The sequence below is a fragment of the Streptococcus sobrinus DSM 20742 = ATCC 33478 genome (assembly GCF_000686605.1).
Taxonomy (GTDB): Bacteria; Bacillota; Bacilli; order Lactobacillales; family Streptococcaceae; genus Streptococcus; species Streptococcus sobrinus.
In genome coordinates, this window is record NZ_JMLC01000004.1 from 88,668 (window position 1) to 108,136 (window position 19,469).

Here is a 19,469-nt window from a genome sequence, read left to right on the forward strand (position 1 = left end):
TTATTCATCTCTTGATTTAAAGTTTTTCGTAAAAATAAAAAGGGATTCCAATTATCTGGTCATTGAAACGCTTAAAATTCTTTGTCTGCCCCATCCATTCAGGAAGTAGAGCGAAACCACTCCCTTGCTCGACTAAGTTCATAATATTTTTAAAAGAGTCCAGTTCGATAATTTGTTTTGAGCTTGGATAGTCAATCAAAGATTTTTTCCTAAATGGACAGGACTTATCCTTACTGACAATCAGGGGTAATTCCTCTTGAGATCCTGGTTCTTCCAAGGATAGATAGGAGGCTACAATTTTATTTGATTGAACTCTATAATTTGTTAAATTAGTTAGGGCTTGATAGCAGAAAATTTTATCAAATTCTTTTTCTCGCAGTCTAGTAAAAATATCGGAACTCTTGCAAATATCAATATCATCATTGCCTATGTCCACTCTTTTTTTATAGTGAATATCCCAGTCCAGTAGAAGCTCTGAAATCAGCACAGATTTTTTGGTTGGCTGCATATTGGCTTGAAGAGCCTTCAAATTCGTGAGTGTTGCTGTAGCAAATCGATAAAATTCTCGACCATTTACTGTTGGCACGACACCGGTATACTTTCTTGAAAAAAGTTGTACGCCCATTTCCCTCTCGATAGCTTGTAGTCTGGCACTGATATTGGATTGCGCATATCCCAAGGCTTTAGCGCTTTGATTTAAAGAACCAGTCTCATAAATATTGATAAATATACTTAAGTCATTAAGATTCATGCGCCACCCCTTATCACTTTTTTTGATAAGTATATCATAAATTGGTACTATGCAAAATTCTTTCCAGAGGTTACTATGGGTATATCAAATTTTTAGGAGGACAACTGATGCAAGCGATGCAATATCACATCACTCTGCCATCTGATTATGATATGGTGATTATCAGGCAAAGGGTGGGTCAAACCGGCCATCTAATGGATAGCTTTCCCGGCCTGCTCTTTAAAGCTTTTTTAATCGGCGAAAAGGCACAAGGTGAGCAGCACAATAGTTACTGTCCCCTCTATGTCTGGCAAGATGATAAGGGGATGACTGATTTTATCTTTAATGGCTATTTCGACAATATCCTAAGAGACTTTGGTTGGCGACCTATCGAAATTGGTGTAACCGCCTCAGTCGTTTTAAAAGAAAATTTTGAAGCCAGCAAATTTGTAACTTTAGAAGTTATTGACATAGCATCCACAGAAAGTTTAGAGTCTTTTCCTCTTCATGAAAAAATCCAAGAAGAGGAGTTAGGAAAAGTCATTAGTTACAATCCCGATAAGTGGAAAAAGAACATTTTCACTTTCTATGCTGACAAACCTCAGAAACAAGAAAATATACAACTATTTGAAATCTTACATATTTCAAGATGAAGATATTAAACTCGTAATAGATAAAGGAAAAATGATGATTCATTTCTTATGTATGCCATTCCGTAATGTGTAAAATAAAAATAGGATTTTGATTGGAAATCCGAATTCTCGAGACAGGGATCATCAAGCTGCTAGGGTATTCTTAAATATTAAAACTTTTCATTTCACCTTTTCATTCCTCTATAAAAAGTGTATAATGTACCTATTATAAATTTTTAGAAAATTTTGACGAACAATCTATTGAGGAAGGTCTAAACTATGGGATACACAGTAGCTGTTGTTGGTGCCACTGGTGCCGTCGGAACTCGCATGATTCAACAATTGGAACAGTCCAATCTACCGATTGACAAGATTCGCCTCTTGTCGTCCAGTCGGTCAGCTGGCAAGGTTCTTAAGTACAAGGGTCAGGATGTGACAGTTGAATTGACCACTGAGGACTCTTTTGCTGGCGTTGATATTGCCCTCTTTTCTGCAGGTAGTTCTGTCTCAGCTAAATTTGCCCCTTATGCGGTTAAGGCAGGAGCAGTTGTCGTGGATAATACCTCTTACTTCCGGCAAAATCCTGATGTGCCTTTGGTTGTTCCGGAGGTCAATGCCCATGCTTTAGAAGCTCACAATGGGATCGTCTCTTGTCCTAACTGTTCTACCATTCAGATGATGGTAGCTTTGGAACCTGTCCGCCAAAAATGGGGCTTGGAACGGATTATCGTTTCGACCTATCAAGCGGTCTCTGGTGCTGGTCAATCTGCCATCAATGAAACTGAGCGGGAACTCAAGGAAGTCCTCAATGATGGTAAGGATCCTAAGGATGTCAAGGCTGAAATTCTGCCAGCTGGTGGTGACAAGAAGCATTATCCAATTGCTTTCAATGCCTTGGCTCAAATTGATGTCTTCACCGATAACGATTATACCTATGAAGAAATGAAGATGACCAATGAGACCAAGAAAATCATGGAAGATGATGCCATTGCTGTCTCTGCAACCTGTGTACGGATTCCTGTTCTTTTAGCCCACTCTGAATCGGTCTATATCGAAACCAAGGAAGTTGCTCCAATTGAAGAAGTTAAGGCAGCCATTGCCAACTTCCCAGGTGCGGTTCTTGAGGACGATGTGGCCCACCAAGTTTACCCACAAGCTGTCAATGCTGTCGGTAAGCGGGAAACCTTCGTTGGTCGGATTCGCAAGGACTTGGATGCTGAAAAGGGAATTCACATGTGGGTCGTTTCAGACAACCTTCTCAAAGGTGCTGCTTGGAACTCTGTCCAAATCGCAGAAAGCCTTCATGAAAAAGGTCTGGTTCGTCCAACCAAAGGATTAAAATTTGAATTGAAATAAGGGATTACGACTAGGAGTCTGGGACAGGAGTCTCCAGACTTCTTTTTTGTCAGGGGCTAGCTTGCTCTCTGGCGTCAACATTTTATATTGAGTTAAAATCAAAACTACCGATTTATATAAGCAAAATAGATCACTCTTTTGTATTCGATTGTAAAAGAGGTGAGCTTAATCTGATATTTTCGCCGTAGTGGTATTATAAGTGACACAGTTGATGTCACTTATAACGGAATGTTTGAGACTTTAGGCTCAAATATTAGGAATGAAACTCCCTCAGGAGTTTGCTTCCGTCCGCACTACCCAAGAAAATATCAAAATTTACTTTTGATATATATTGAGTATTAGGAGGTTATTATGACTGCTCAAGAATCTATCCAACAACTACGTCAGGCTAAAATTATCACAGCCATGATTACGCCCTTCAAGCCTGATGGCTCTATCAATTTTGATGCTCTGCCTGATTTAGTGGAACATCTCTTAAGTCACCACACCCAGGGTCTGCTTCTGGCTGGTACGACGGCAGAAAGTCCAACTCTGACCCATGACGAGGAATTGGAGCTCTTCAAAGCTGTTCAGAAGATTGTCAAAGGTCGGGTACCCTTGATTGCTGGTGTGGGTACCAATGATACTAGGGACTCGGTTGACTTTGCTAAGGAAGTCGCTGCCTTTGGTGGTTTTGCGGCTGGTTTGGCGATTGTGCCTTACTACAATAAACCTTCCCAAGAAGGCATGTATCAACATTTCAAGGCTATTGCCGATGCTAGTGACCTGCCAATTATTATTTATAATATTCCTGGTCGGGTCGTGGTTGAAATGGCTCCCGATACCCTCTTGCGTTTGGCCGAACATCCTAACATCATCGGGGTCAAGGAATGTACCAGCCTAGACAATATGGCCTATTTGATTGAGCACAAACCGAATGATTTCTTGGTTTATACGGGTGAGGATGGGGAAGCCTTCCATGCCATGAATATCGGGGCTGACGGGGTGATTTCTGTTGCCAGTCATTCCAACGGGGAAGAGATGCATCAGATGTTGCAGGCCATTGAAGACAGCGACATCAAGAAGGCAGCCAGCATCCAACGCAAGTTCATTCCTAAGGTTAATGCCCTCTTCTCTGTTCCAAGTCCAGCTCCAGTCAAGGCTGTTCTCAACCACCTTGGCTTTGAAGTCGGCCCTCTGCGTCTGCCATTGGTTGCCTGCACGCCAGAAGAAGAAAAGCGCATTATCAAGGTGGTTTTGGAAGAAGATATCGAAGCTACACGTCAAACCGTGACCGGTGTTGTGCGGCCAGACTATTAAGTTATTAACTCGGCGATTGGCAGACACTTGGCTTGACAAAAGTCTGACAGCCAAGGATAATGAAGATAGAAATTACAAATATTTGTCTAAGTCACGTTGACTGGAGAGAAGTGGAACCGGTTGTTTGCTTCATTAGATTTCTTTAGTCAATTAAACTTAGCTAGCAATAGAGAAAAGAGGCGGTTTCATGCAAATTACCAAACGTAGTGGTCAGGTTGTTGAATTTGATCCCGATAAAATTTATCAGGCCATTCTCAAGGCGGCCCAGTCTGTCTTTGTTCTTGATGACAAGCTTCGTCAGGAACTAGCAGAAGTCACTAAGAAGGTCGTTATTGACCTTGAGGAAGCCCATGCTGATCGGCCAACCATTTCCATGGTTCAGTCTCAGGTTGAAAATCGTCTCATGGATGCGGGTTATATCAACATTGCTGAGCACTATATTGCCTACCGTTTGCAAAGGGATTTGGAACGCAATGGCTATGGGGACCAGATTGCTGTTCATCTGCGTTTTGAAAAATTGAAATAAGTTAAAGACCAGCGATTGCTCTCGCTGGTCTTTTTAGGTCTATGCCGTGTCAAAATGACCCGGGGAGTGGACAGGATTATCAGGCATCGGCCCGCTTTGGATCTAGGTGGTATTTACTTAGTTTAGCTTAGCTTAGCTTTTTCTCAATGTCTAGTCACTTGAGCCATCTCAAACAAGGGCACAGGAAGGAGGCTAGCTGCATACGATTTCTTAGTCATTCGCTATTCTAAACTTTTTTCAGTATATCACTGGCGGGCTGGGCAACTTGGGTCTTCCTTACCCATGATGTCAGTGTGCAGAAGTAGCATCTGAGGTTTTTCTACTTATAACCCTTAGCGATTTTTGTCACTTTCTTTAGCGTTTTTGCTAGAGTCTGGTCATTGGCTAGGTAGAGGTAAGCTGATTCTTTTTGGTCCATCCTAGTAGCCGGATCCAGGCTAGTTAGCCCTCTTTCTTTGAAGGGGCCTAGTTTAAGGTCACTTGGTAGTTTAATACTAATTTGCTTAGGCCCGCTTTGATAGACCAACTGTTTGGGAAGCCTATAACAGAGCTCTTTAGCACTTTCTTGACGTTGGTTGAAGAAGTGCTTGAGTTGGGTAAGGTTCTTCTTGAACATGCCATTATCCAAATACAAAGATAGGGCCTGCTGCATAATCAGGCTAGTATCGTAATCCATCATTTTTTTATAGGTCAAAAAAGCCGAAACCAAGGTCTGGGGAAGCAGGGAGAGGCCTAGTCTGAGAGCGGGGAAGAGGGTGGTGGAGAAGGATTTAAGGTAGATAACTCTTTCCTGAGTATCATAATAGTGCAGGGGGAGGTTGTCTGAGCTGGCGAAATCCCCCATGTAGTCATCCTCAATGATATAGACATCGTATTGCTGAGCTAAATCAACTAGGGCCTGTTTTTCCTGGGAGTTGTAAGAAAGTCCCAAGGGGTTAGAAATTCTAGGAATGGTATAGAAAAACTTGATAGGCTGTTTCTTAAAGAGCTCTTCAAGCTGGTCTAAGTCAAGTCCAGTAAAGTCCCTTTCGATGGTTAGGTAGGAAAGCCCTTGCTGGCTGACCAGACTATTCATCCTGTGGTAGGTGGGCTGCTCCAGCAGGATGGTCGATTTTCCGTTGGGAAAAGCCATCTGGGAGAGAATATAGAGGGCCTGCTGGGTTCCTGAAGTGACCACCAAATTTTCCACCTTGCTGTAGATATTTTGGTCAAAGAGATGGCTCTGCAGAGAGTCCAGGAGTTTGGCCAAGCCTTCTTGTTGCTGGTAGTAGTTGAAGAGGTAGTTTTCCCGTCCCACCAGGGTTTCTGATAGGCAGGTTTTGAAATCATCATAGGCCAGTCTGTTGTAGGCTTCTAGACTGATGGCCAGATTCTCCTTTTCCTGTTCCTGGCCCTCTAGAACGTAATAGCCACTCTTGGGCACGGCGTAAATTAGATTTTGATATTTGAGCTCAAGCAGGGCTCGCTGGGCCGTATCCTTGCTACAATTGTAATCTTGACTGAGCTGGCGGACGGAAGGGACCTTATCTCCCTTTTTGAGTTGACCGCTTCGGATGGCCTTAGTCAGGCTCTGACTTATGGTCTGAAATTTACTAGGCATAATCTGTCCCCATACAGTTTATTGATAAAACTATTGTAACTTAATTGGGCTTGGCATACAATGGGAAGCATCAAAAGGTCCCAACGAGGAACCTTTACTTAATGAGGTGATGCTGATGTCAACGAAAAGAATTACACTTGCAGCTCTCTTTATGGCCTTGGTCATTATTTTGAGCTCCTCCTATCTGTCCGTGCCTGTCCCTGGTGGCCATTTTTATGTCAATGGTATTCTCATTTGCTTGGTCGGTCTGCTTTTTCCACCAACCGAGAGTGTCATTGTGGCAGGGATTGGTTCCTTCATTGGGGATTTTCTCTTTTATCCAGCTCCCATGTTTGTTACCCTAGTTAGTCATAGCCTGCAGGTCTTGGCCATTAGTCTTTTGGTAAAGCAGGCCTATGAGAGCCTGTCTAAAAGCCGATTTTTTACGGCTCTGGTCTTGGGTGCCATCCTTAATCTCATCGGTTACTTTCTGGGGCGGTCTTTCCTCTATGCCAATCTGCCAACGGCTCTGATGAAATTGCCCTTTGATACCTTCGCAGCGGTGCTTTCCATCGTGATTGTTTACTTTATTTACTACCATACCCGCTTTGTTGCCATGTTTAAAAAGGCTTGGGAGAATTGAGAAAATCTAGTAGAAGTGATTGTTTCAGAAATCACTTCTTTTTTTAACAGGATTTTAAAGTTGTCGCTCAGGCTTTTTGCAGGAATTCCATGGTATAATATTACTACTATTTGAAATTTTTAAGGAGTGTCATGGCAAGTATTCAATGGTTTCCTGGCCACATGTCCAAGGCTAGACGGCAGGTGCAGGAAAATCTCAAGTTTGTAGATTTTGTGACGGTTCTGGTGGATGCCCGTCTGCCCTTGTCCAGTCAAAATCCCATGCTTAATAAGATTGTGGGTGACAAGCCCAAGCTTTTGATTTTAAACAAGGCGGACTTGGCCGATCCACAAATTGTCAAGGAATGGCAGGCCTATTTCCAAGGTCAGGGCATTAAGACCTTGCTGATCAATGCCAAGGAACAGGCGACAGTCAAGAAATTGACCGAGGCAGCCAAGAGCTTGATGGCAGATAAATTAGCTCGCTTGCGAGAAAAGGGCATTAAAAAAGAGACCCTACGAACCATGATTATCGGTATTCCTAATGCTGGTAAGTCAACTCTTATGAATCGGTTGGCGGGTAAGAAAATCGCTGTGGTCGGCAATAAGCCGGGCGTGACCAAGGGGCAGCAGTGGCTTAAATCTAACAAGGACTTGGAAATCTTAGATACGCCTGGGATTCTCTGGCCCAAGTTTGAGGACCAGCTGGTCGGCTTGAAATTAGCCCTGACTGGTGCCATTAAGGACAATTTGTTGCCTATGGATGAAGTTACCATTTTTGGCCTCAACTATTTTAAGGAAAATTATCCAGAGCGTCTGCAGGAGCGTTTCCAGGGCCTTGATTTGCGGCAAGAAGCTCCTGAGATGATTATGGATTTGACTCAGAAATTGGGCTTTCGTGATGACTACGACCGTTTTTACAGTCTTTTTGTCAAGGAGGTTCGCGATGGCAAGCTGGGTCGCTATACGCTAGATAAGGTCAGTGACTTAGATGGCGACGATTAAGGAAATCAAGGACCTCTTGGCTGGAGTGACAGACCTAGCAAGCCCAATTTTTAAGGAATTGGCGGCTGATGAACGTTCAGGCGTCCAAGCTGCTATCAAGAAACGCCAGAGAGAAATTCAGGCTGATTTGGCAGAGGACAAGCGGCTGGAAACCATGCTAACCTATGAAAGGGAACTCTACGCCACTGGTCTGGAGTTGATTGCTGGCATTGATGAGGTTGGGCGTGGCCCCTTAGCAGGACCTGTGGTAGCTGCAGCTGTCATTCTCCCCAAGAATTGTAAAATCAAAGGTCTCAATGATAGCAAGAAAATTCCCAAGAAAAAGCACGGGCAGATTTACCAGCAAGTCATGGAGCAAGCCACGGCTGTCGGTCTTGGCTTTCAGTCCAATGAGATCATCGACCAGGTCAATATCTACCAGGCGACCAAGCTGGCCATGAAAGAAGCAGTTGCCAAGTTGGATCAGCAACCCCAGCATCTCTTGATTGATGCCATGGAGCTGGACTTGGAGATTTCTCAGACGTCAATCATCAAGGGAGATGCCAATAGTCTCTCCATCGCAGCGGCTTCAATTGTGGCCAAGGTGACTAGGGACCGTCTGATGGCGGATTACGATAAGCAATATCCTGGTTATGATCTTGCCCACAATGCTGGCTATGGTACCAAGTCTCATCTTGAGGGCCTGAAAAAATTGGGTGTCTGCCCTATCCACCGTCGCAGTTTTGAACCGGTCAAGTCTATGGTCGAGTTATAAATTTGGCAGATGGTTCTTAGATTTTGGAGGAAGCACATGGTCATGAAGATAGAAGACTTTCGTCGGGCCTTAAATGCCAGTTCAGTCATCCCAGCAGGGTCTGAACTAGCCCAAGAATTTCATGCCTACAGTCAGAGGGCTCTGAAAATTACCAGCCAAATCAATGGCTCCTATAAAAGTCCGGAAGAAATTGTCCAGCTGATGCGGGAATTGACTGGCCAAGAAGTTTCAGATAATTTGCGGATTTTTCCGCCCTTTTCGACCGATTGTGGGATCAATATCAAGTTTGGCCAGGCTGTTTTTATCAATTCTGGTTGCCGCTTTCAGGACCAGGCGGGTGTTAGCATTGGCGACAATTGTTTGATTGGGCACAATGTGGTCTTGGCCACGCTAAACCATGACTTGCAACCAAATCGGCGGGGGGATCTCTATCTGGCTCCCATCACAATCGGCAAGGATGTTTGGATTGGCTCCAATGTGACCGTGACCCAAGGGGTTACTATCGGCCAGGGAGCGGTGATTGCTTCAGGAGCGGTCGTCAATCGCGATGTTCCAGCTAATACCGTTGTTGGCGGTGTGCCAGATCGAATGATTAAAAGAATTGAAGTCGAAGATTAAAGTAATGGGGCAAGTAGCCCCATAATAGAATGGAAGTGCTATGGGAAAAGTAACAGAACGTGAAAAAATGTTGGCAGGCCGTCTCTATGATGCCTCTGACTCAGAATTAGTCGATCTTCGCCAGCAGGCTAGGGTCATTACGCGGATGTTCAATGCCGAAGAAGACGAGGATCAGGCTCAGGCCCTCCTCAAGACCTTCTTTGGTAAGACAGGACAGAATATTACTGTTCATCCTCGCTTTGTCTGCGATTACGGTAGCAATATCTATGTTGGTGAAAATTTCTATGCCAACTATGACTGTACTTTCTTGGATGTCTGTGAGATTCGGATTGGTGATAATGCCATGTTCGGTCCTAATTGTCAGCTCTTGACAGCCCTCCATCCCCTGGATGCTGAGGAGAGAATCAGGGGCAAGGAGTATGGCAGTCCTATTACCATTGGCGATAATGTTTGGTGTGGTGCTGGTGCAACTATTTTGCCTGGGGTAAATCTGGGCGACAATGTGGTTGTCGGTGCTGGCTCGGTGGTTACCAAGTCCTTTGGCGACAATGTCGTTCTGGCTGGAAATCCGGCTCGCATGATTAAGGACCTGACGGAAACCAGTTGTCTGACCATTGATATTGGCGGGAGTGCCATTAAGTATGGTCTGATTGATGAACGCTTGGTCGTGACCGAGGAAAATCAAGTGCCGACTCCAGCCAGTCTGGAAGAATTCTGGTCTAGTTTGACAGCCATTGTTGAGGAATACCAGGAGAAAATCAAAGCTATTGCGATTTCTTGTCCAGGTGAAATCAGCAAAAACGGTCGGGTCTTTCGTGGCGGCCTCATCCCTTATTTGAAGAATGTTCCCCTAGCGAAGCAATTGTCCGAACAATTTTCCATGCCGGTCTCTGTTCTCAATGATGCCAACGCTGCGGCCCTGGCTGAGACCAAGTCGGGCGTGCTCAAGGACAGCCATTGCGGTGCTATTCTGGTCTTGGGAACTGGCGTTGGTCTAGGAGTGGTCTCAGAAAATCGTCTGGTTACTTTCCCTTCGAGAGATTTGCGACCAAGTCTCCAAGATTTAAGGACTAATGATGAATCTGTCTGGCGACAAATTAGCCACAGCCTGGAGCTCAACCGTATCGGGATTGAGAGTCTCTTCTCTAATGCCGGCTCTGCCGTTAAATTTATTGCTGATGCCAGTCAGCTTCTGAACCTAAAAGAAGCTGATGGTCAGAAGGTCTTCCAAGCTCTAGAAAATGAGCCTTCAGAAGAATTGCAAGAGCTCTTTGAGACCTACTGTCGAGACATTGCCTTTCTGATTCTCAATCTTCAGACCTTCCTTAAGGTGGAAAATTTGGCTATCGGTGGTGGTATTTCCGCCCAGCCCCTTTTGGTCAAAGCTATCGGAGAGCAGTATGACAAGCTCTTCGCCAGCGTTCTGGCCTTCCAGCATTTTGAACAATTGGAAATTGAGGGAGCTAAAAATGGTAATAAGGCCAACCTCATCGGGGCCTACCTCTACTTGATGACTAGTCGGAAGTAATGGTCTTGACCGCTGGGATTCAGCTTCCAAGATAAACGCTGCCCTGGTATTTTCTATGATCAAGCTTGTCCGAGTTCAGCTAGGCCGCTGCTCCATTTCCCCAAGTCGCATTTGCTCGGGGTCGCACGTCATTCGTTAATCCAAGATTATATTGAATTAGCCCTGCATTTTTGCGGGGCTTTTCGGATAGATAGGTAGAGGTGATTCTATGAATAATTTTGAACTCTTCAAGCTCAAACAGGCGGGCTTGACCAACCTGCAGATTCTTAATATCTTGGACTACCGGAAGGAGATTGGTAAGTCCCTGTCCCTGCGGGATATGGCCGTAGTTTCCCAGACCAGCAAGGCCGGTCATTTTATGGAGACTTACAAGCACCTGGATCTCAAGGACTTGCGTCAGCAATTTAATCGTTTTCCTTCTCTTTCTATTTTGGATAAGGAATATCCCGAGGATTTAGCTCAAATCTACAATCCTCCCGTTCTCCTCTTTTATCAGGGGGATTTAACGCTTCTGGATGCCCCAAAACTTTCCCTAGTAGGTTCCAGAAATTGTACACAAATGGGAACCAAGTCAGTTCAGAAAATTATCCGCAACCTAGAAAATCGCTTTGTCATCGTTTCTGGACTGGCAAGAGGAATTGATACTGCAGCCCACATTGCCTGTCTAAAAAATGGCGGTAAAACCATTGCTGTTGTCGGGACCGGTTTGGATGTTTACTACCCAAAAGAAAACCGCGATCTGCAGGATTATTTGGCCAAGCACCACCTAGTTTTGTCTGAATACGAGCCAGGACAAGACCCGCTCAAATTTCATTTTCCCGAACGCAATCGCATCATCGCGGGTCTCTCAAGAGGAACAGTCGTGGTCCAAGCCAAGCAACGCTCGGGCAGTCTGATTACCTGCGAGCGGGCTATGGAGGAAGGACGGGATGTCTTTGCGGTTCCCGGAAACATCATTGACGGTCAATCAGACGGCTGTCATCATCTCATTCAAGAGGGAGCCAAGTGCATCATGACGGGCCAGGATATTCTGGCAGAATATGAGTAAGAGTCGGGTTGAGACCTGATTTTTTTTGAATTGCGACAGTCAGATAAGTGGGCCGATAATGCTCAATTATCTAACTTAGTGAGAAGTTTAAGGAGTGGGACCAAAATCGTGATTTCATCAAATCGATTCACCTCACTCTCCCGTTTTTAGGTTTAAGGGAGGCTTACGACAAGTACTAGTTTACATTTCTAGGTTCAGGATAAAAAGGTACACTGCACCCTTTTATTTCCCACCTCCGCACAGTTGACTTGGTTTTCTTCAACAGTCTCCTGGACTGTTGAACCTATCACTTGTGTAACAAGGGATAAGGACTTTACCGCCGTTTCACTGGCATGTCTTGGACACAACGCAGAGACAAAACTATCGACCATATAGTTTTGTCGTAGCTAGTGAGGTGGCTAAGCAAGCACGATGGTGCTTGCTGTTAGTCATCAGCTACTTTGAGTAGCTAGATGATTTTGTCACATTGCAAATCAACCACTGCGTCAAAGGTTGATGTTGAAAAAGTAATGAGGTGAGGACTTTTGTCCCAGCCTCATAGGAAATAGAGACATTTGAACGACTTATTTCCTTAACTTACTGAAAGCTGGAAAGATTGCTCTTCTTAAACTTGAAGGCCTACCAAGCTTGCTCGACTTGCCTAAAGAATTTTATACTTGGACCTCTGACGATTGTGATAAATGAGTTCCGAAAATTTTCTCTTCTTTAGAAACCTGACAATCTTTAGCAATCGTCTTCGAGAAATTCTCGTCTTTAACAATGAACCTGACAGATTCAGCGGGTCTTAGAAATTTTTCAAATACAGAATAAATCATTTAGCAAATCCTCTAAAATACCTAAGATAAAGACTTCTAAGCGGATTTTTAAAACTTTTATATTTTTGCTTTTTCCTATAGGAGAAAGTTTTTTATTGACAGTCCAAAAAAAGTAGGTTATCATGCTAGAAGTTTATTTCAAAGATTGAGGGAGTGATGCTAATGGCAGTAGCAACCAAGGCTAAAACTAGCAAGAAAACAAGCACTAAAAAGACCACAACCAAGGGTAAGAAGCGAGCAACCCTCAAGAAAAACTTGGTCATCGTTGAGTCGCCAGCCAAGGCCAAAACGATTGAAAAATATTTAGGACGGAGTTATAAGGTTGTTGCCTCAGTTGGGCATATTCGTGATTTGAAGAAGTCCTCCATGTCCATTGATTTTGACAATAATTATGAGCCCCAGTACATCAACATTCGTGGTAAGGGTCCGCTCATTAATGACTTGAAAAAAGAAGCCAAGAAGGCCAAGCAAGTCTACCTAGCGAGTGACCCGGACCGGGAAGGAGAAGCCATTTCCTGGCATCTGTCCCATATTCTCGACTTGGACGAAAAGGGCAAGAATCGGGTCGTTTTCAATGAAATCACCAAGGATGCCGTTAAAAACGCCTTTGTCGAACCCAGAGCCATTGATATGGATCTGGTTGATGCTCAACAGGCTCGTCGGGTCTTGGACCGTATTGTCGGTTATTCAATCTCTCCTCTTCTCTGGAAGAAGGTCAAAAAGGGCCTGTCCGCTGGTCGGGTTCAATCGGTTGCTCTCAAGCTGATTATTGACCGTGAAAATGAAATCAAGGCCTTTAAACCTCAAGAATACTGGACTATTGACGGTGCCTTCAAGAAGGGAAATAAGAAGTTCCAGGCCAGCTTTTATGGCCTAGATGGCAAGAAGCTTAAGCTGGAAACCAACGATGATGTCAAGAAGGTTCTGGCTAAGATTACTAGCGATGACTTCAATGTTGATAAGGTAGAAAAGAAGGAACGGCGTCGCAATGCTCCCCTTCCTTATACGACTTCATCCATGCAACAGGATGCGGCTAATAAAATCAATTTTAGAACCCGCAAGACCATGATGGTGGCCCAACAGCTCTATGAAGGAATCAGTCTGGGGCGGGGAGGCCAACAGGGTCTCATCACCTATATGCGGACCGACTCGACACGGATTAGTCCCGTTGCCCAAAATGATGCGGCTAACTTTATCACCGACCGCTTTGGAGCCAAGTATTCTAAGCATGGTAGCAAGGTTCGTAATAGCTCCAGTGCCCAGGATGCCCACGAAGCTATCCGCCCTTCCAGCGTTTTCAATACACCTGAGTCCATTGCTAAATACCTCAACAAGGACCAGCTCAAGCTCTATACCCTGATTTGGAACCGTTTTGTGGCTAGTCAGATGACCGCAGCTGTCTTTGACACCATGAAGGTGACTCTTGGTCAAAATGGTGTCATCTTCACGGCTAACGGCAGTCAGGTCAAGTTTGATGGTTATCTGGCCGTTTACAATGACTCTGACAAGAACAAGATGCTACCCGATATGGTTCAAGGAGACACGGTTAAGAAGGTTTCCGCCAATCCTGAACAGCACTTTACCCAACCACCTGCTCGCTATTCTGAAGCGACCTTGATTAAAACTCTGGAAGAAAATGGTGTTGGTCGACCGTCAACCTATGCCCCAACTCTGGAAACCATCCAAAAACGTTACTATGTCCGACTGGTGGCCAAACGCTTTGAACCGACTGAACTGGGAGAAATTGTCAACAATCTGATTGTCGAATTCTTCCCTGACATCGTCGATGTGGCCTTTACGGCTGAGATGGAAGACAAACTGGATGCTGTCGAAATCGGGAAAGAGCAGTGGCAGAAGGTTATCGACCAATTCTACAAACCATTCGAGAAGGAATTGGAGAAGGCCGAAGAAGGTATTGAGAAGATTCAAATTAAAGATGAGCCCGCTGGCTTTGATTGTGACCTCTGTGGCCATCCTATGGTCATCAAACTGGGGCGTTACGGTAAGTTCTATGCCTGCAGTAATTTTCCAGAATGCCGCAATACTAAGGCTATCACCAAGGAAATTGGCGTGACCTGTCCAACCTGTGGTAAGGGCCAAGTTATTGAACGCAAGACTAAACGCAATCGAATTTTCTACGGCTGTGACCGTTATCCTGACTGCGAATTTACCTCTTGGGATCTGCCAGTTGGCCGCAACTGTCCTAAATGCGACCACTATCTGGTCGAAAAGAAGGTTCGTGGTGGTGGCAAACAGGTCATCTGTAGCAACAGCGATTGTGACTACCAGGAAGAAAAAGTGAAATAAGTAAAAAGGGGGACATGACCTCTTTTTTTCTAATAAAAAACTTGAGGTACCAGTTCTAACAAAAAGGTTTGAAAAATTTGCCATCAAGCCTTTACATAAGCTTAAATTATGCTAAAATAGACAAGTGACCAACTATGGTACTATAAATCAAAAGGAGTCCATCATGAATAATAATGAAGAATGGGTCAAGCAGTTTGAAGCTCTGACTGGTCGTAAACCGACTGCAAACGAGTTTGTTAAGGGAAAGAAAGATAATTTTGACCTTAATAAATTAGCGGAAATGGTTGGTGCTAATCAGGCAAATTCTGTCCCTCAAGTTAATCCAGCTAAGCCTGTAAATCCAGCTCCTCAAGCCAATCAGGGCCAACCTGAAGTTAACCAGGTAGCTGGCCAAGAAGGTAACCAACCAAAGGCTCAGGCAGGAGTTGCGGGTCCAGCCCAAGGAGCATCTGTAGGCGGCCAAGGTCAAATGCCATTGCCAGGACAAGCTTCTCAGCAAGGTCAGGCCTCTCAGCAACCAAATCCAAATATGCAATCGGCCTTCAATCAGCCCTTCCAACAGTCTGGTTTTCCAGGGGTGCCAACTCAAAAATCCAACACTTCTGAGTTGATTTTGGGACTGGTTTTACCGATTATTTCTTTGGTACTTTCTGTTTTGTTCGCAGGTTTATCATTTACACCAGCAGCAGTTGTTTTTCTGATTTTGGCTGTCCTTGGCTTAATCTTTGCTGGAGTGCTTTTATTGCTCAACCTCAAGGGCAAGAAATTACTGTCCATTATTGCAAGTGGTGTTGCTCTGCTTGCAGTTATTGTTAGTGTTGGTGGTCTGCTTGTCAATAACTCGCGTCAATCATCTGGCAAATCCGATAATTCTTCAACTGTAAGCAGCAGTAAGAAGAAGGATAACGGTACTAAGGTTAAGGATAACAGTACCGATGTCAGCGACTACACAGATAAAAATTATAAATTTGAGTGGAAACAAGGTGATCTCTCCGACATGAAGATTGATAGTGACAAGGTGTCTGATGTTATTAAGGAACATGGTAAGGCATCTGAAGCTGAAATTTCCGGTGATAATTTGACACTTACCTACAAAGATAGTTCAAAATCTGATGATGGCGGTACCCAACAACAAGTTAGGGTTGCTTTTAAAAAGCAATACGATGGAACCTGGGTTCTTTCTTATGTTAGTGGTGATTTCAAGGCTGACGACATCACAACCGATTCTTCCTACAAGGCAGACTGGAGCAAGTCCGATTTTGATGCCTTAAAGGTCGGGGATGATGAGACTGGTAGTGGCGGAACTAGCTGGAGTGATGTCAAGAGTAAACACTCTAAACCAAGTGAAGCCTATTACTCAGTTTCTATGTTCACTAAAGGTGAAGTTGAAAAATCTTTAAATATTGTATACTCAGATTATGACGCTGATGACTCGCATGCCAGATCAGTTCGGCTTGAGTTCAAGTCTAGTGACGATGGTAAAACCTACAATCTTAGTAGTAAATATGGTTATGGTGCTGGCATCAAAAATGATGACAAGTAATTAGCCAATAGCCCCTATCGGCTTTAACAGAAAAGAGGTCTGGATATTGTTTCCGGCCTCTTTTTGGTGGAATGTAGGTGCATGAAAGAAATGTTTTAAATTCTGCAGTGATAGCTGGTTTTGACGGAATTAAGCATCTTTGTTGTTTTGACCGATAGCATTTTCCTTTAATTTTCGCTAGACTAAGGCTATGCAAGCAGAACCTAGAAAAGACCCAAGCTTCCTTAGTCATCAAGAAGAGCGCTGCCAATTTTTTGCGTCGGAGTCAACTAAACCAGCTTCAATCCTTTTTATGGGGGATTCAATTGTGGAATTTTTCTCGCTCAAGAAATTCTTGGGTTATGACCTGAACCTTGTCAATCATGGGATAGCTGGGACCTCTGCCCACTGGATGTGTGACCATGTTGACCAGGTCTTGGCTGGAGCTCAGCCAGAGCAAATTTTCCTCCTGATCGGCACCAATGATATTGGAATGGGCTATGAGACCGAGGAAATCGTTACTTGTATAGAGGCTATTTCTAATCGTTTACGCAGTTTCAGTTATGGTAGTCGCTTGACTCTGATTTCAGTTCTGCCGGTTAATGAGGCTCCTAAGTATCAGGCCAAGGTAAAAATCAGGCGAAATAACAAGATTGAAGAATTAAATCGGCAATTAGAGGCTCTGCCAGGCATAGAGTTTGCGGATGTTTTCACTGCCTTGCTAGATAAACAGGGTCAATTAGCAGAAGAATACACTCAGGAGGGTTTGCATCTGACTCAGGCTGGCTATGCCAAATTGGCTCAAGCTCTCAAGCTTTATTTGTAAGGAAGAAAGAAATGGAAAAGAGATTTAGGATTGGCATAGTTTTACTGTTAGTAGGACTTTTGGGGCTTTTATCGAGAAAAGTCGCAGGCTTTCCTCTTTGGATCGGAGGACAGTCTCTGGGCTGCCGTCCTCTATTTAGCTCTGCGATTTTGCTGGCCTAAGACAGCCCTCAAGAAAATCGCCCTCTTAGCTTTAGTCGTCAGTCTTCTGGATGAATTTTCCCAGTTAATCCGATGGCACTGGCTGGTCAGCTTTCGCTTAACCACCCTTGGCTACCTGCTCTTGGGCCAAGGTTTCCAATGGGCAGACCTGCTAGCCTACGCTTTTGGTATTGCTTGCCTTTTTCTAATAGATAGTTATTTGTCTAAGAAGGGTTGAGAGAATGCCTCAGCCTTTTTCTTTTGCTTAGCGACAGCCAGATAAGAGAATCGATAATGTTCGAATATCTGGCTTAGTAAGAAGTTTAGGGAGTGAGACCAAAATCGTGATTTCAAGGAAATCGATTTACCTCCCTTACTATCTCTTTTTGGCTAGTATTATCGATTCACTGGCATGTCCAAGCTAGTGAGGTGGCTAGGCAAGCAGGATGGTTCTTGCCGTTAGTCATCAGCTACATAACTTTGTCACCCCACAAATCAACCACTGCGTCAAACTGTTTGATGTTGAAAAAGTAACGAGGTGAGGACTTTTGCCCCAGACTCGTAGGAAATAGAGCCATTTTCTGGCCGATTTCCTTAACGATTGCGACAGTTGGATAAGAGAGCCGATAATGGTCGCTTATCCAACTTAGTAAGAAGTTTAGGCAATCCACCATAGTGGTTGCCGTAGGGAATAGAGGCATTTTAATGCCCCATTCCCTTAACTTATTGAATTGAACACGCCTACAACTCTGTGAATTTAGATGAAATCAACTGGGTGTAAGCACCTTCGTTGATTTCCCTAATTTTGTGAGTTGTTTAACGGCTTGGCGATACGAAAACCAGCCAGTTGAAAATACTGGCTGGTTGAAGTTAATCAGGGAGCTAGTCAATCAGACTAGTGATTTCCCTTAGCCAGCTCTTGTATGAACAAGAAGGTGGCTTTGCTCCGTGGTATCTTATTGAAAGGAGAATAATAGTTTTCCACAAAAAAGTCCGACAGATAAGCCTATCTAAGATTTGAGAAGTCTTGATTGCAAGGTTAGCCGCAGTTGCAGTTCACCTATACCTCCTACTAATTTTTACCTACCATTTGAAAACAAGCGGGAGAAGTGCTTGCTTGCCAGGAATTCTGCTATAATAATACTTATTAAGGAGGCGACAGTCATGCGTATAGGACTAGTTTTGGAAGGTGGAGGCATGCGAGGGCTCTACAGTCAGGGTGTCATCGATGCCTTTTTAGATGCCGGTATCAAGGTGGATGGACTCGTTGGGGTCTCCGCTGGCGCTCTTTTCGGTGTCAATCTCCTTTCCAAGCAGAGGGGGCGTGGCCTTCGCTACAATAAACGCTTTATCGGTCAGAAAAATTATATGAGCCTTTGGTCCTGGTTGACGACGGGGAATTTTGTCAATAAGGATTTCACCTACTACAAGGTGCCTCTGGAGTTGGATGTATTTGATGAGCAGACTTTTGAGGAATCTGGTGCTGATTTCTACGCTGTGGCAACTAATGTTGAAACCGGCAAGCCCGATTACCTGCCGGTCAAGAATGTTTTCAAAGAAATGGAAATCTTTCGAGCCAGCTCAGCCCTGCCTCTTGCTTCTAAAATCGTTGAATGGCAGGGGAAGAAGTATTTGGATGGCGGTCTTTCGGATTCCATTCCTGTTGAATTTGCTAGAAGTCTGGGCTTTGATAAATTGATTGTCGTCCTGACTCGTCCCAAGGATTATCGCAAGCAGCCTTCCAAGGGCCGGATTTATCAGCTTTTTTACCGTAAGTACCCTAACTTTGTCAAGGTGGCTAGTCAACGCTGGAAGACTTATAATCGTCAGGTAGAAGAGGTCATCAAGCTAGAGAAGGCAGGAGAAATCTTTGTCGTTCGTCCAGAAAAGGATTTGGACATTGGGCGACTGGAAACCAATCCCGAAAAATTTGATGAGATTTACAATATAGGCCTGACGGATACCCAAAAAATCATGCCCAAATTAAAGGCTTATTTAAAATGAACTCGCCTACACCACTGTGGAAAAAGAAGAAGTTTCCTGTGTGGTGTTTAACGGCTCTGCGACGCGGAGATAAAGCAGTCAGACTACTGCTTTATCGAAAGTTAATGAGAGAGCTAAGCAACTGCCAGGGCAGTTGCTGTTAGTCATCAGTTACTTTAG

General features: G+C 44.2%; 17 protein-coding genes and 1 pseudogene. 15 read left to right on the plus strand and 3 right to left on the minus strand.

The window, feature by feature from the left end; all coding sequences use genetic code 11:
• Positions 1-16: 16 nt before the first annotated feature.
• Positions 17-751 carry a LysR family transcriptional regulator gene (locus BS63_RS0103070; RefSeq protein ID WP_019768604.1) on the minus strand — a complete coding sequence of 245 codons (735 nt, stop codon included), beginning with the start codon at positions 749-751 and terminating at the stop codon, positions 17-19.
• Positions 752-858: 107 nt separating this feature from the next.
• Here BS63_RS0103070 and BS63_RS0103075 point away from each other — a divergent pair, with 107 nt between their 5' ends.
• The 4 genes from BS63_RS0103075 to BS63_RS0103090 all read left to right on the plus strand — a co-directional run bounded on the left by BS63_RS0103075 (position 859) and on the right by BS63_RS0103090 (position 4,543).
• Positions 859-1,383 (plus strand): DUF4865 family protein, encoded by a 525-nt coding sequence (locus tag BS63_RS0103075; RefSeq protein WP_002963214.1) that lies wholly within the window; start codon positions 859-861, stop codon positions 1,381-1,383.
• Positions 1,384-1,641: 258 nt separating this feature from the next.
• Positions 1,642-2,718: an aspartate-semialdehyde dehydrogenase gene (locus BS63_RS0103080; RefSeq protein ID WP_002963213.1), complete on the plus strand. Its 1,077-nt coding sequence runs from the start codon at positions 1,642-1,644 to the stop codon at positions 2,716-2,718.
• Between the two features lie 351 nt (positions 2,719-3,069).
• On the plus strand, positions 3,070-4,017 hold the full coding sequence (gene dapA, locus BS63_RS0103085; RefSeq protein ID WP_002962302.1) for a 4-hydroxy-tetrahydrodipicolinate synthase: 948 nt from the start codon (positions 3,070-3,072) through the stop codon (positions 4,015-4,017).
• A 187-nt stretch (positions 4,018-4,204) separates the two neighbouring features.
• Complete coding sequence (locus tag BS63_RS0103090) at positions 4,205-4,543, plus strand: ATP cone domain-containing protein (protein WP_002962304.1); 339 nt, start codon at positions 4,205-4,207, stop codon at positions 4,541-4,543.
• 319 nt (positions 4,544-4,862) lie between these two features.
• Here BS63_RS0103090 and BS63_RS0103095 read toward each other — a convergent pair whose 3' ends face one another.
• Positions 4,863-6,143, minus strand: a complete 1,281-nt coding sequence (locus BS63_RS0103095) for an aminotransferase-like domain-containing protein (protein WP_002962307.1) — start codon at positions 6,141-6,143, stop codon at positions 4,863-4,865.
• A gap of 115 nt (positions 6,144-6,258) precedes the next feature.
• Between BS63_RS0103095 and BS63_RS0103100 the strand changes: the two genes are divergently transcribed.
• The 6 genes from BS63_RS0103100 to dprA all read left to right on the plus strand — a co-directional run bounded on the left by BS63_RS0103100 (position 6,259) and on the right by dprA (position 11,696).
• The gene (locus BS63_RS0103100) at positions 6,259-6,765 is read left to right on the plus strand and encodes an ECF transporter S component (RefSeq protein WP_002962309.1); all 507 of its coding nucleotides are present in this window, start codon (positions 6,259-6,261) and stop codon (positions 6,763-6,765) included.
• Positions 6,766-6,896: 131 nt separating this feature from the next.
• A complete protein-coding gene (ylqF, locus tag BS63_RS0103105) occupies positions 6,897-7,748 on the plus strand; it encodes a ribosome biogenesis GTPase YlqF (protein WP_002962311.1) in 852 nt (283 codons plus the stop codon).
• Complete coding sequence (locus BS63_RS0103110) at positions 7,735-8,502, plus strand: ribonuclease HII (RefSeq protein ID WP_019769339.1); 768 nt, start codon at positions 7,735-7,737, stop codon at positions 8,500-8,502. Before ylqF ends, BS63_RS0103110 begins: the two co-directional genes overlap by 14 nt.
• Positions 8,503-8,538: 36 nt before the next feature.
• Positions 8,539-9,120, plus strand: coding sequence for a DapH/DapD/GlmU-related protein (locus tag BS63_RS0103115; protein ID WP_002962315.1), 582 nt, complete (start codon positions 8,539-8,541; stop codon positions 9,118-9,120).
• A gap of 40 nt (positions 9,121-9,160) precedes the next feature.
• Positions 9,161-10,648, plus strand: a complete 1,488-nt coding sequence (locus BS63_RS0103120; RefSeq protein ID WP_002962317.1) for an ROK family protein — start codon at positions 9,161-9,163, stop codon at positions 10,646-10,648.
• A gap of 208 nt (positions 10,649-10,856) precedes the next feature.
• Positions 10,857-11,696 carry a DNA-processing protein DprA gene (gene dprA, locus BS63_RS0103125; RefSeq protein WP_002962319.1) on the plus strand — a complete coding sequence of 280 codons (840 nt, stop codon included), beginning with the start codon at positions 10,857-10,859 and terminating at the stop codon, positions 11,694-11,696.
• Positions 11,697-12,346: 650 nt separating this feature from the next.
• Here dprA and BS63_RS1000000111285 read toward each other — a convergent pair.
• A pseudogene (locus BS63_RS1000000111285) lies at positions 12,347-12,635 on the minus strand (hypothetical protein).
• Between the two features lie 38 nt (positions 12,636-12,673).
• On the opposite strand from BS63_RS1000000111285, the gene topA reads away from it, so the two are divergent.
• The 5 genes from topA (at position 12,674) to BS63_RS0103160 (ending at position 19,310) form a co-directional block, all read left to right on the plus strand.
• A complete protein-coding gene (topA, locus tag BS63_RS0103135; RefSeq protein WP_028798425.1) occupies positions 12,674-14,818 on the plus strand; it encodes a type I DNA topoisomerase in 2,145 nt (714 codons plus the stop codon).
• Between the two features lie 163 nt (positions 14,819-14,981).
• Positions 14,982-16,361: a DMT family transporter gene (locus BS63_RS0103140; RefSeq protein WP_002959755.1), complete on the plus strand. Its 1,380-nt coding sequence runs from the start codon at positions 14,982-14,984 to the stop codon at positions 16,359-16,361.
• A gap of 190 nt (positions 16,362-16,551) precedes the next feature.
• The gene (locus BS63_RS0103145) at positions 16,552-17,166 is read left to right on the plus strand and encodes an SGNH/GDSL hydrolase family protein (protein WP_002959758.1); all 615 of its coding nucleotides are present in this window, start codon (positions 16,552-16,554) and stop codon (positions 17,164-17,166) included.
• Positions 17,167-17,307: 141 nt separating this feature from the next.
• Positions 17,308-17,544 carry a DUF2809 domain-containing protein gene (locus BS63_RS1000000112240; RefSeq protein ID WP_080567358.1) on the plus strand — a complete coding sequence of 79 codons (237 nt, stop codon included), beginning with the start codon at positions 17,308-17,310 and terminating at the stop codon, positions 17,542-17,544.
• A 926-nt stretch (positions 17,545-18,470) separates the two neighbouring features.
• Complete coding sequence (locus BS63_RS0103160) at positions 18,471-19,310, plus strand: patatin-like phospholipase family protein (RefSeq protein ID WP_002963413.1); 840 nt, start codon at positions 18,471-18,473, stop codon at positions 19,308-19,310.
• Positions 19,311-19,469: the final 159 nt, after the last annotated feature.

What these genes read in the sequence shown, in the direction of transcription:
- BS63_RS0103090 (WP_002962304.1), top strand. Translation starts at nt 4,205, where the DNA reads ATGCAAATTACCAAACGTAGTGGTCAGGTTGTTGAATTTGATCCCGAT.
- BS63_RS0103115 (WP_002962315.1), top strand. Translation starts at nt 8,539, where the DNA reads ATGGTCATGAAGATAGAAGACTTTCGTCGGGCCTTAAATGCCAGTTCA.
- BS63_RS0103080 (WP_002963213.1), top strand. Translation starts at nt 1,642, where the DNA reads ATGGGATACACAGTAGCTGTTGTTGGTGCCACTGGTGCCGTCGGAACT.
- BS63_RS0103120 (WP_002962317.1), top strand. Translation starts at nt 9,161, where the DNA reads ATGGGAAAAGTAACAGAACGTGAAAAAATGTTGGCAGGCCGTCTCTAT.
- BS63_RS0103095 (WP_002962307.1), bottom strand. Translation starts at nt 6,143, where the DNA reads ATGCCTAGTAAATTTCAGACCATAAGTCAGAGCCTGACTAAGGCCATC.
- topA (WP_028798425.1), top strand. Translation starts at nt 12,674, where the DNA reads ATGGCAGTAGCAACCAAGGCTAAAACTAGCAAGAAAACAAGCACTAAA.
- BS63_RS0103145 (WP_002959758.1), top strand. Translation starts at nt 16,552, where the DNA reads ATGCAAGCAGAACCTAGAAAAGACCCAAGCTTCCTTAGTCATCAAGAA.
- BS63_RS0103160 (WP_002963413.1), top strand. Translation starts at nt 18,471, where the DNA reads ATGCGTATAGGACTAGTTTTGGAAGGTGGAGGCATGCGAGGGCTCTAC.
- BS63_RS0103140 (WP_002959755.1), top strand. Translation starts at nt 14,982, where the DNA reads ATGAATAATAATGAAGAATGGGTCAAGCAGTTTGAAGCTCTGACTGGT.
- dprA (WP_002962319.1), top strand. Translation starts at nt 10,857, where the DNA reads ATGAATAATTTTGAACTCTTCAAGCTCAAACAGGCGGGCTTGACCAAC.
- ylqF (WP_002962311.1), top strand. Translation starts at nt 6,897, where the DNA reads ATGGCAAGTATTCAATGGTTTCCTGGCCACATGTCCAAGGCTAGACGG.
- BS63_RS0103075 (WP_002963214.1), top strand. Translation starts at nt 859, where the DNA reads ATGCAAGCGATGCAATATCACATCACTCTGCCATCTGATTATGATATG.
- BS63_RS0103110 (WP_019769339.1), top strand. Translation starts at nt 7,735, where the DNA reads ATGGCGACGATTAAGGAAATCAAGGACCTCTTGGCTGGAGTGACAGAC.
- BS63_RS0103100 (WP_002962309.1), top strand. Translation starts at nt 6,259, where the DNA reads ATGTCAACGAAAAGAATTACACTTGCAGCTCTCTTTATGGCCTTGGTC.
- BS63_RS0103070 (WP_019768604.1), bottom strand. Translation starts at nt 751, where the DNA reads ATGAATCTTAATGACTTAAGTATATTTATCAATATTTATGAGACTGGT.
- dapA (WP_002962302.1), top strand. Translation starts at nt 3,070, where the DNA reads ATGACTGCTCAAGAATCTATCCAACAACTACGTCAGGCTAAAATTATC.